Annotated in this window: 10 protein-coding genes; 8 read left to right on the top strand and 2 right to left on the bottom strand. The window is 63.2% G+C overall.

Translation table 11 applies throughout. The annotated features are described in order from the left end of the window. The first annotated feature begins 19 nt into the window (after positions 1-19). The 8 genes from map (at position 20) to ACXAF3_RS03920 (ending at position 10,868) form a co-directional block, all read left to right on the top strand. Positions 20-790, top strand: a complete 771-nt coding sequence (map, locus tag ACXAF3_RS03955; protein ID WP_475110986.1) for a type I methionyl aminopeptidase — start codon at positions 20-22, stop codon at positions 788-790. 350 nt (positions 791-1,140) lie between these two features. Then, the gene (locus ACXAF3_RS03950) at positions 1,141-3,861 is read left to right on the top strand and encodes a [protein-PII] uridylyltransferase (protein WP_475110985.1); all 2,721 of its coding nucleotides are present in this window, start codon (positions 1,141-1,143) and stop codon (positions 3,859-3,861) included. Positions 3,862-3,921: 60 nt separating this feature from the next. After that, positions 3,922-5,094 carry a succinyldiaminopimelate transaminase gene (gene dapC, locus ACXAF3_RS03945; RefSeq protein WP_475110984.1) on the top strand — a complete coding sequence of 391 codons (1,173 nt, stop codon included), beginning with the start codon at positions 3,922-3,924 and terminating at the stop codon, positions 5,092-5,094. Positions 5,095-5,135: 41 nt separating this feature from the next. Continuing rightward, positions 5,136-5,804, top strand: coding sequence for an endonuclease III (nth, locus tag ACXAF3_RS03940; protein WP_475110983.1), 669 nt, complete (start codon positions 5,136-5,138; stop codon positions 5,802-5,804). Positions 5,805-5,806: 2 nt separating this feature from the next. Beyond that, complete coding sequence (locus tag ACXAF3_RS03935; RefSeq protein WP_475110982.1) at positions 5,807-6,148, top strand: ArsC family reductase; 342 nt, start codon at positions 5,807-5,809, stop codon at positions 6,146-6,148. A gap of 118 nt (positions 6,149-6,266) precedes the next feature. Beyond that, entirely contained in the window at positions 6,267-7,298 is a 1,032-nt protein-coding gene (gene dapD / locus ACXAF3_RS03930) for a 2,3,4,5-tetrahydropyridine-2,6-dicarboxylate N-succinyltransferase (RefSeq protein ID WP_475110981.1), read from the top strand. A 399-nt stretch (positions 7,299-7,697) separates the two neighbouring features. Continuing rightward, the gene (dapE, locus tag ACXAF3_RS03925; protein ID WP_475110980.1) at positions 7,698-8,828 is read left to right on the top strand and encodes a succinyl-diaminopimelate desuccinylase; all 1,131 of its coding nucleotides are present in this window, start codon (positions 7,698-7,700) and stop codon (positions 8,826-8,828) included. A gap of 81 nt (positions 8,829-8,909) precedes the next feature. After that, complete coding sequence (locus ACXAF3_RS03920) at positions 8,910-10,868, top strand: alpha/beta hydrolase family protein (protein ID WP_475110979.1); 1,959 nt, start codon at positions 8,910-8,912, stop codon at positions 10,866-10,868. Positions 10,869-10,904: 36 nt separating this feature from the next. On the opposite strand, the gene ACXAF3_RS03915 is transcribed toward ACXAF3_RS03920, so the two are convergent. Continuing rightward, positions 10,905-11,270 carry a hypothetical protein gene (locus tag ACXAF3_RS03915; protein ID WP_475110978.1) on the bottom strand — a complete coding sequence of 122 codons (366 nt, stop codon included), beginning with the start codon at positions 11,268-11,270 and terminating at the stop codon, positions 10,905-10,907. A 19-nt stretch (positions 11,271-11,289) separates the two neighbouring features. Next, entirely contained in the window at positions 11,290-11,841 is a 552-nt protein-coding gene (locus ACXAF3_RS03910; RefSeq protein WP_475110977.1) for a flavodoxin, read from the bottom strand. Between the last annotated feature and the right edge of the window lie 89 nt (positions 11,842-11,930).

Below are 11,930 nucleotides of genomic sequence, written 5' to 3'. Positions count from 1 at the left end.
CATCAACACAGGGATACGCATGACCTCAGCCATCAAGACACCGGATCAGATCGCCAAGATGCGCATCGCGGGCCGCCTGGCCGCGGAAGTATTGGAAATGATAGGCGAATATGTGGTTCCCGGCGTCTCCACCGAGGAGCTGGACCGCCGCTGCCACGACTATATAGTCAATGTGCAGAAGGCCGTCCCCGCCTGCCTCGGCTACCGCGGTTTTCCGAAATCCATCTGCACCTCGGTCAACGAGGTGGTCTGCCACGGCATCCCCTCCGAGAGCAAGATCCTGAAGAAGGGCGACATCATCAATATCGACGTCACCGTGATCAAGGACGGCTGGTACGGCGACACCAGCAAAATGTTCTTCGTCGGCGAGCCCGCCCCCCACGCCGAGCGCCTGGTGCGGGTGACCCAGGAGTGCCTGTACAAGGCCATCGAAATCGTGCGCCCGGGCACCACCCTCGGCGATATCGGCCATGTGATCCAGCAGCACGCGGAGAAGAACTACTACTCGGTAGTGCGCGACTTCTGCGGCCACGGTATCGGCGACGTCTTCCACGAGGACCCGCAGGTGCTCCACTACGGCAAGCCCGGCACCGGTGAGGTATTGAAGGAAGGCATGACCTTTACCATCGAGCCGATGATCAACGCCGGCAAGGCCGCCACCCGCGTGCTCGGCGACGGCTGGACCGCAATCACCAAGGACCGCCGCCTGTCCGCGCAGTGGGAGCACACCCTGGCGGTGACCAGTGACGGGGTGGAAGTGCTGACGGCGCGCAGTGAAGAGAATTTTTAGGGAACCTCTGAATAAGTCCGTGATGTCTCTGGCTTTCAGAGCGGTTCACAATCAAGGCGCGGCTTCGCAGGAATGTCTAGACCTTTCAAGAAGTCGCAACGCAGAGTGTGAATCGTTCTGAAAGCCCCGCAGAGACATTACGGACTTAATCAGAGGTTCCTTTAAGGCACGGGCCGCACAAGCAAGGTTGCGCCGTAGGAGCCTGCTTGCAGGCGAAAAGGGGCGGAGTGCATAGCCATTCGCCTGCAAGCAGGCTCCTACGGCCAAAAAGGAATACCCGAGCCTGATGCGAAGGCCCTGCCGCCCCAATCTCTCCTATAAAAGACAGAAGGCTCGAAACGGACAAACTGATGCAGCCGGCCAATACCCCCTACTTCGAACGCCCCCTGTTCTTCTTCGACCAGACCCGCTTCCGCAGGGCCCTGGCGGAGGGAGCCAAGCCGGCGCTTACGATCTTCAAGGACGCCGCCGGCGCCGCCGAGCGGCAGATGGCGGAGCGCTTCCGCGAGGGCGAGGATGTGCGCACCCTGGTGCACGAGCGCGCCCTGTTTATCGACTGCCTGCTGCACTACGCCTGGCACCAGTACGACTGGCCGACCGGCATCAGCCTGCTGGCGGTGGGCGGCTACGGCCGCGGCGAGCTGCACCCCCACTCGGATATCGACCTGCTGATTCTGACCGACGGCAGCACCGCTGCCGGCACTGTCGACAATATCGAGCGCCTGGTGGCCTTCCTGTGGGATTTGGGCCTGGATATCGGCCACTCGGTGCGCACCATCGACCACTGCCTGGAACTGGCCGCCGAGGATATCACCGTCGCCACCAACCTGATGGAGTGCCGCACCGTCGTCGGCGACGACCAGCTGCGCGCACGGCTGGCAGAACGCATGACCCCGGACAAACTGTGGCCCGCGGAGGACTTCTTCACCGCCAAGTACGCCGAACAGCGCGAGCGCCACAGCCGTCAACAGGCCGCCGAGTACATCCTCGAGCCCAATATCAAAAACGCCCCCGGCGGCCTGCGCGATATCCAGACCATCGCCTGGGTCGCCAAGCGCTACTTCAAAGTGCGCACTCTCAAACAGCTGCAGGGCAAGGGATTCTTCACTGAAGAGGAGTTCGCGATACTGCAGTCCGGCGAGGACTTCCTGTGGCGCGTGCGCTACGGCCTGCACCTGCTGGCCGGACGCGCCGAGGAGCGACTGCTGTTCGACTACCAGCGCGAACTGGCGAAGCAGTTCGGCTACGTGGACAGCGGCACCCAGCTGGCCGTCGAACAGTTCATGCACAACTACTATCGCGTGGTGATGGCGCTGCGCGAACTGAACGACGTACTGCTGCAGTTCCTCGACGAAGCCATACTGCAGCGCGGCAAGCGGCAGACGGTGACACCGATCAACGAGCGTTTCCAGCTGCGCGACAACACCATCGAGGTCACCCAGACCCGCGTCTTTGTCGAACAGCCCTCGGCACTGCTGGAAATCTTCGTGCTGATGGCGGAAAACCCACAGATCGAAGGCGTGCGCGCGGCCACTATCCGCCTGATCCGCGAGCACCGCCACCTGATCGACGACCGCTTCCGCGCCGACCCGCGCAATGCGGAGCTCTTTATGCAGCTGCTGCGCTCGCGCCGCGGCCTGTCCACCCAGCTGTCGCGCATGACCCGCTACGGCATTCTGGGCCGCTACCTGCCCGAATTCGGCCGCGTCACCGGGCAGATGCAGCACGATCTCTTCCATATCTACACCGTGGACGCGCACACGCTGCAGGTAGTGCGCAATATGCGCGCCTTCCGCGGCCCCGAGGCCTGGCAGAAATTCCCGATCGCCGCCGAGATACTGTCGCGCATGCGCAAGCCGGAACTGCTGTATATCGCCGGCCTCTACCACGATATCGCCAAGGGCCGCGGCGGCGACCACTCCAAGCTCGGCGTCGTGGATGCCGACGCCTTCTGCCGCCGCCACCAGCTGCCGGCCCGCGACCGGCGCCTGGTGTGCTGGCTGGTGGAACAACACCTGCTGATGAGCCAGGTGTCGCAGAAGCAGGACATCACCGACCCGGAAGTCGTGCACGAATTCGCGCGCACCGTCGGTGACCGCGAACACCTGGACTACCTCTACGCGCTGACGGTCGCGGACATCAACGCCACCAATCCGGAACTCTGGAACAGCTGGCGCGCCAGCCTGATGCGCCAGCTCTACCAGGCCACCCAGCGCGCCCTGCGCCGCGGCCTGGAAAACCCCATCGACCGCGAGGAGATCATCGAGGAGACGCGCGCGCAGGCGCGCAATATGCTGCGCGCCATGGGCCTGCCGATGGCCTCGGTGGAAAATATCTGGGCGCAGATGGGCGAGGACTACTTCGTGCGCGAGAGCGCCGACAACATCACCTGGCACACCGCCGCTATCCACCAGCTGCACAATGCCGGCGACAGCGGCGAGCGCAGCGACACGCTGGTGCTGACGCGCAACTCCGGCCCCGGCGAGCACGACGGCGCGACGGAAGTGTTCGTCTACACCCCGGACAGGGCCAACGTCTTCGCCGCCGTGGTCACCGGCCTCGACATGCTCAACCTGAACATCCACGACGCGCGCCTGTACAGCTCCGCCTCCGGCTACACCCTGGACACCTTCTATGTGCTGGACGAATCCGGTCAACCGCTGCTGGACGAACCGCAGCGCCTGGAGCAGATTCGCAACACCCTGCAGCGGGAACTGGCGCTGGTGGAGGACTACTCCAAGGTCATCAAGCGCAGGACCCCGCGGCGCCTGAAGATGTTCGAACTGGAGAGCCGCGCCCAGCTGTCCACCGAGCCCGGCGCCAGCTACAGCACATTGGAAGTAACCAGCGCCGACAGGCCCGGCCTGCTGGCGCGCATCGCGCGCATCTTTATCGACCACGACCTGCGCCTGCACAACGCCAAGATCTCCACACTCGGCGAGCGCGTCGAAGATATATTCCATATCACCGACGCGGCCGGGCAGCCGCTGCTGGACGAGGCCGCCAACCGCGCGCTGGAAGAGGCCATCTGCCGCGAGCTGGACGCGCACCAGGTCAAACACCAGCAATAGTGACCCAAAAATAACGCCCCTCTCCCGCTTGCGGGAAAGGGACTGGGGGAGAGGGAATCAATGAACCCGAATATCGAAAAATTACAGCCCTACCCATTCGCCAAACTGGCGGCACTGAAGAAAGGCCTGGCCCCGGCGGACAAGCCCCATATCGCCCTGTCCATCGGTGAGCCCAAACACGAACCACCGGCATTCGTGCGCGACGAGCTGATCGACAACCTGGACAAGCTCTCCGCCTACCCGGTCACCAAGGGTATAGATCCGCTGCGCGAGGCCATCGCCCGCTGGCTGCGCGAACGCTTCCAGCTGCGGAGCGTCTGCGCCGACAGCCAGGTGCTTCCGGTCAACGGCACCCGCGAGGCGCTGTTCGCCTTCGCCCAGGCAATGGTGTCACCGGGCACCAAGGTGCTGATGCCGAACCCCTTCTACCAGATCTACGAGGGCGCCGCGCTGCTCGCCGGGGCCAGCCCGCACTTTATCAACTGCGGCGCGACCACGGCTTTCAAACCGGATTTCGCCTCGGTGCCGGACCAGGTTTGGCGCGACTGCGAACTGCTGTATATCTGCACCCCCGGCAACCCCACCGGCGCGCTACTGGAGACGGAAGACCTGCGCGCGCTGATCGAACTTGCGGACCGCTACGACTTCACCATCGCCTCCGACGAGTGCTACTCGGAACTCTACTTCGACGAGGAGCAGCCGCCCAGCGGGCTGTTGCAGGTGTGCGAGCAGATGGGCCGTACGGACTTCGCCCGCTGCGTGGTGTTTCACAGTCTTTCCAAGCGCTCCAACCTGCCGGGGCTGCGCTCCGGCTTCGTCGCCGGCGACGCCGAGATACTGAAAAAATTCCTGCTCTACCGCACCTACCACGGCTGCGCCATGCCGCTGCCGAGCCAGTACGCCTCCATCGCCGCCTGGCAGGACGAACAACACGTGCGGCATAATCGCGCGCTCTATAAAGAAAAATTCACCGCAGTGCTGGATATTCTCGACGGCTGCCTGGAGGTACGACAGCCCCAGGCGGGCTTCTACTTGTGGCCGCGGGTCGGCAACGGCGAGGAATTCGCCCGCGAGCTGTTCCGCCAGCAGCACATCACCGTATTGCCGGGAGCCTTTCTCGCCCGCGAGGCGGATGGCACCAACCCCGGGCGCGAGTATGTGCGCATGGCTCTGGTCGCGACACTGGATGAGTGTATCGAGGCGGCAAAGCGCATTAAAGAATTTTGCCGGTAGATACACCCACAGCCGCGATCGAAAGCAGAAAAACACAGAAAATGGCAGTAAGAAACCTACTGAAAAAAGAGCGGGTCGAGTTCATCCTACAGAAACTGGAGGAACTCTACCCGGAAACCCCGGTGCCCCTGGACCACAAAGACCCCTACACACTGCTGGTGGCAGTGCTCCTCTCGGCCCAGTGCACCGACGAGCGCGTCAACCAGGTCACCCCGGCGCTGTGGGAGCTCGCAGACAACCCGGCGGATATGGCGAAGGTGCCGGTGGAAAAAATCCGCGAGGTCATCCGCCCCTGCGGCCTGTCGCCGCAGAAGTCCAAGGCCATCAGCAAGCTGTCGCAGATACTGGTCAACGAATACCACGGCCAAGTGCCGGAAAATATGGCCGCACTGGAGACCCTGCCCGGCGTCGGCCACAAGACCGCCAGCGTCGTCATGTCCCAGGCCTTCGGCCACCCGGCCTTCCCGGTGGACACCCACATCCACCGCCTGGCCCAGCGCTGGGGTCTGACCAGCGGCAAGAATGTCGCGCAGACCGAAAAGGACCTGAAGCGGCTCTTTCCGCGCGACAAGTGGAACAAACTGCACCTGCAGATTATTTTCTACGGCCGCGAATATTGCACCGCGCGCGGTTGCGACGGCACCGTGTGCGAGATCTGCACCACCTGCTACCCGAACCGCAAAAAACCGAAGATAACCAAGAAGGCCTGACTGTGATCACTCTCTACGGCATCAAGAACTGCGACACCGTCAAGAAAGCCCGCAAGTGGCTGGAAAAGAACGGCATCGAATACCGCTTCCACGACTTCCGCGAGGACGGCATGGCGTCGGTGCCCCTCGAATCCTGGCTGCAGAAGTTCGGCTGGCAGGAGGTACTGAACCGCCGCTCAACCAGCTGGCGCGCACTCGGCGACGAACAGAAAAACGGCATGAATGAAGCCGCCGCGCTGGCGCTCGCCACCGAGACGCCGACGCTGATCAAAAGGCCCGTCACCGTCTCCGGCGAAACCGCCCTGTTCGGCTTCAAGGAAGCCGACTTCTCCAAACTGGTTTAAGAAGTTTCGTAGGATGGGCAAAGCGCAGCGTGCCCATCAAACTGCACTGGATGATGGGTACGCTGCGCTTTGCCCATCCTACAAGAAAACGCAAGACATCGAGTAAACGGGACGAGTCATGAGCGACATTTACAGCATCGGTTTCGGCGTCGGCACCTGCAACAGCAAGGGCGAGTGGCTGGAAGTCTACTACCCGCAGCCGCTGTTCAAGCCCAGTGCGGACATAGCCGCCGCGGTCACCGAGACCCTGAATATTTCCGGCGGCAACCACAGCCTCGCGCTGGACCCGGCGCAGCTGCAGCCGCTGGCGGACAGGCTCGCCGGCGCGGGCGCCGGCGGGCAGGCGCAAATCCTCAAACAGTTCGCCACCAGCCAGCGGCCGCTGGTGGCCGTGGTCCTGTCCACTGACGAGGCGCCGCAGTCGGTGCCCGAGGCCTACCTGAAACTGCACCTGCTGTCCCACCGCCTGGTGAAGCCGCATCAGACCAACCTGGACGGCATCTTCGGCAAGCTGGTCAATGTGGCCTGGACCAACCAGGGCGCCATCGACCTGGAGGAACTGCCGCAGCGCCAACTGGAGGCGCGCCTGAAAGGCGAGCACCTGGAGGTGGCCTGCGTGGACAAGTTCCCCAAAATGACCAACTACGTGGTACCCACCGGCGTGCGCATCGCGCACACCGCGCGCGTGCGCCTCGGCGCCTATCTGGGCGAGGGCACCACCATCATGCACGAGGGCTTCGTCAACTTTAACGCGGGCACCGAAGGCCCGGGCATGATCGAGGGCCGCATCTCCGCCGGTGTCTTCGTCGGCGCCGGCTCAGACCTCGGCGGCGGCAGCTCCACCATGGGCACCCTGTCCGGCGGTGGCAACATCGTCATCTCCGTTGGCGACAACTGCCTGCTCGGCGCCAACGCCGGCATCGGCATTCCGCTCGGCGACCGCTGCACCGTCGAGGCCGGCCTCTATATCACCGCCGGCACCAAGGTGGCGCTGCTGGACGACAGCGGCAAACTGGTGGAGCACGTCAAGGCGCGCGACCTGGCCGGCAAGTCCGACCTGCTGTTCCGCCGCAACTCCACCAATGGCGCGGTGGAGTGTTTGACCAACAAGAGCGCTATTGAGCTGAACGAAGCGCTGCACAGCAACTGACAACACTGGCTCCGAAACAGGAGCGCTGTAGCCGTTTCCGGGGCGGCCCTCTGCCGGGGGCCTTTAGCGGGACACGCCGTGAATACATCCCTGTAGGCTTGTCGGCCGGGTCCCTCCGGCCGACAGTCCCGCCAAAGGCCCCCGGCATCAGTACCTTCGCCTTGGTTCCATATGACTTCCGACCTTTCAATCGAAGGTCATAAGAACACGAAAAGCGAATGCGAAGGCGCTGATACCGGGATTCGTGCGGGACTGTCTGCGAGAGGGACCTCGCAGACAAGCCCCCAGGGATGGGTTTACGGCGTGTCCCGCAAACGAATCCCGGTAGCAGTGCCGCCCCATAATCCACTACGAAGCTCCGACCTAGAAACCCGCCATTGGCACAAAGGAATTACCGCAATGACTCCCACAGTAAAACTGGCCAGCGACTTGATCCGCCTGAGGTCCGTCACCCCCGAAGACGCCGGCTGCATGCCGCTGATGATCGAGCGCCTGGAAAAGATCGGCTTCGAGACCACCTGGCTGCGCCGCGGCGACACCGACAACTTCTGGGCGGTGCGCAACGGAAAAAGCGACGGCCCGCTGTTCGCCTTCGCCGGTCACACAGACGTGGTGCCCACGGGCCCCGAGGAAAACTGGCAGCGCCCGCCGTTCGAGCCGGTGATCGAAAACGGCTACCTCCACGGCCGCGGCGCCGCGGATATGAAGGGTTCGCTGGCGGCCATGGTGGTAGCCTGCGAGGAGTTCGTAGCCGCTCACCCGGACCACAGGGGCCGCATCGCCTTCCTGATCACCAGCGATGAAGAGGGTCCGGCCCACAACGGCACCGTCAAGGTGGTGGAGTGGCTGGAGGAACAGGGCGAGAAGATCGACTGCTGCCTGGTCGGAGAGCCGTCGAGCACAGAGCGGGTCGGCGACGTGATCAAGAACGGCCGTCGCGGTTCGCTCGGCCTCGAACTCACCGTCTACGGCGTGCAGGGCCATGTGGCCTACCCGCACCTGGCGGAAAACCCGATCCACAAGCTCGCGCCCGCACTGGCGGAACTCGCCGCCGAGGAGTGGGACAAGGGCAACGACTTCTTCCCGGCCACCAGCTTCCAGGTCTCCAATATCAACGGCGGCACCGGCGCCACCAACGTGATTCCCGGCGAAGTGAAAGTGGTCTGCAACTGGCGCTTCTCCACCGAGACGACCGCGGAGGAACTGGAGGCGCGCGCGCGCAAAATTCTCGACAGGCACGGGCTCAAATACCAAGCCGACTTCAAGCTCTCCGGCCAGCCCTTCCTGACCGCAGAGGGCGCGCTGGTGGAAGCGGCCCAGGCCGCGATTCGTTCCGTTGCCGGCTTCGATACCCAACTGTCCACCGCCGGCGGCACCTCGGACGGCCGCTTTATCGCGCCGACCGGAGCCCAGGTGGTGGAGCTGGGCCCGGTCAACGCAACCATTCACAAGGTGGACGAGTGCGTAAAGGCGGAAGACCTGGACACGCTGAAGGATATGTACCGCGAGATACTCGAGCGGCTGCTGTAATAAGCTGTAATCGCGCGCGCCTGGCCCGGCGCGCGCGCTTTCGACATAATAATTAAAAAACAAATAGAAGCGGGCCTTTCAATGCTGCGAAATCTGATTATCAGCCTTCTGTTGCTCCTCCCATCCGGCGCCTACAGCGCGAGTCGCATTCCGCTGCAGGATCTGGTCAAGCACGAAGATATCCAGCAAGTCAAAATTTCCCCCAAGGGCACGCACCTGGCCATACGCAAACTGTACAAGGGTGAGCGGATACTGGTCTTCATGTCCTTGAAGCCGCAGGAAATCACCGGCGTGCTGCGATTTCGCGGCAAGGAAGAGGTGGGAAACTTCTACTGGGCCAACGACGAGCGGGTAGTCGCTGAGGTCATTTCCCGCAAAGCCGCCCTGGAAGCACCGGTCAATTACGGCTCCCTGTTCGCCATCGATTACGACGGCTCCAGGGGCAAAAATATTTTCGGCTGGGCCGCCGGCGAGCGGCAGACGGGCTCGCGCATAAAGAAGGCGGAGAGCACTTACGCCCACGCCACCATCATCGACGCGCTGCGCGACAACGACAAAGAAATATTGGTATCCACCTATCCCTGGGCACGGGATTGGGAGACTCACGGAGATGTCTACCGGATCGACATCTACACCGGCGTCAGGGACAGGGTAGCCAGCCTGCCCCAGGTTGGCGGGCGAGCCTTTACCGACGGCCGCGGGAATCTGCTGTTCGCAAACGGCACCGACCGCGACGGCAATTTCCAGCTCTACCGCAAAGCCAAGGTGGGCTGGAGCCGGGTCGAAGATCCGCTTCTGGACCGCGCCACCCCGGTGGGCTTCGACGCGGACAGCGGCGACGCCTATCTGGTGCTGGACCGCAAAGGGCAGACGGAACAGTTGATCAAGCTGGACCCCGCCGGCAACTACTCGACGGTATTCCAGCACGATATCTCCGACATCAGCGGCATCATCCACCACCCGGTAACCGAGAAGCCGCTGGGCACCTACCTGCATCCGGACTACCCGGAGGAACACTTCTTCGACGAGGGCGACGGCTTCGCGCCCTTCTTCCGCGGTCTCAAAAAGGCGTTCCAGGGCTACCACATCGCGTTTACCAGCTTCACCGAGGACGGCTCCATGGGCGTGCTGAAAGTGCACGGCGACCGCCTGCCCGGCGACTATTTCCTGGTAAATATGCGGTCGAAGAAAGTCGACTTCCTGCTCTCCTCCGCCGAGTGGCTGGATCCGGACCAACTCAACCCGATGCGCGCCGACGCCTTTACGACGGAAGACGGACTGCGCATCGGCGTCTACCTGACATTTCCGCGCGAGCAGACGGAGGACTTGCCGATGGTGGTGATACCCCACGGCGGCCCCCACGCGAGGGACTACTGGGGCTACGACCGCCAGGCGCAGATACTGTCCCAGAACGGCTATCTGGTGCTGCAGGTCAACTTCCGCGGCTCCACCGGCTACGGCGATCACTTCTATTCCGCCGGCGTGCGCCAGTGGGGCGGAAAAATACAGCGGGATATCGCCGATGCGGTCCACTGGGCGGTGGAGAAAGGCTACGCGGACCGCGACCGCGTGTGTATTTTCGGCGGCAGCTTCGGCGGCTATTCGGCGCTGATGAACCCGATCCGCTACCCCGATCTCTACCGGTGCGCCGTCGGCTATGTCGGCGTCTACGACCTGGAAATGATGTACCGCAAGGGAGATATCCAGCGCCGCGACCGCGGCATCTCTTACCTGAAGAGGGAATTGAGCGAAGACAGAGACTTTCTGCGCGAACACTCGCCGCTGTACAACACCGAAAAACTCGATCTGCCGCTCTTTATCGTCCACGGCGGGCAGGACGAGCGGGTGCCGGTAGAGCACGCGGAGGCGCTGCTGGAGAGGCTCGAGGAGGACGGCAAGCAGGTTAAAAGCCTGATAGTGCCGACTGAGGGGCACGGCTTCTACAGCGAGGAAAACAATCTGCGCCTCTACACCGAGCTACTCGGCTTCCTGGACCGGCATATCGGCGTCGGATCCGCGGAAAATACGCGGGACAACTGACCCGGGGAGCGGCCGGCGTTTCGCCGGCCGGGGCAATCAGTGCAGGCGGCCGTGGCTGCCGCCGTTGCGCTCCACCGCCTCGTAGGCGTGGGTCAGCACAAAGTAGTAGATCACCTGCGGCTGCCCCTGAACCTCGGCCACCAGGTCGAAATTGTATTCCCCCTTCTCGCCGGGAGTGACCTGCACCGAGGCCACATGCTCGGGCTCGATAAACAGCTCCGCCACCGGGCGCTTGCCGCGCATCACCTGCACCAGCAGCGTGCGCACATCCTCCTCGCTGAAGCGCCAGTGGTAGTCGTCGTCATCGTAGATGACGGAGTCGGCGGTGCCGGCGCGCACTATGCAGTTGGGGTGCTCCGTCAGCCAGGGCCAGAATTCCTTGAAAGAGAGGGCGTTTTTCATAGATCGATCGGCCGTCCGCTCAGTCATCCAGCTGCACCACACTGTCGGCGCCGCCCTCGAGGCCGAACGCCTCGGCGATCTGCCGGCACCAGCGGTTCAGGCGCTCGCCGGTCAACTCCTCCTGCTGGTCTTCGTCGATGGCGAGGCCGACAAACATGCCCTGCCCTTCGATCTCCGCCTTGGAGGCTTCGAACTCGTAGCCCTCGGTGGACCAGTGGCCGACGATGGTCGCGCCATTGGCGACGATCACATCGTGCAGCATACCCATCGCGTCGAGGAAGTAGTCGCCGTAGCCGAACTGGTCGCCGAGGCCGAACAGCGCCACCGTCTTGCCGCTGAAGTCTATCTCCTGCACATCCTCCCAGAACTCCTCCCAGTCCGACTGGATCTGGCCGAAATCCCAGGTGGGAATGCCGAAAATCAGCTGATCGTAATCGGCGATCTCCAGCTGGGTGACGTCGGCGATATCGTGCACATCCACCCGATCCTCGCCCAGGCGCGCGCGGATGCGCAGGGCCACCGCCTCGGTGTTGCCCTCGTCACTGCCGTAAAACAAGCCGATTTTTCCCACAATCACTCCTCTTCGCCTGCGAACTCTATGAGCGGCGGCGTATTCTCCCAGCAATGGCGGGGCGCGGCAAGCGAGGGGTAGTCGGCAGG

This window comes from Microbulbifer sp. ABF4_143, assembly GCF_056160225.1.
Note: the sequence above shows the minus strand (reverse complement) of the source record. Positions and strands in the feature narration are given on the sequence as shown.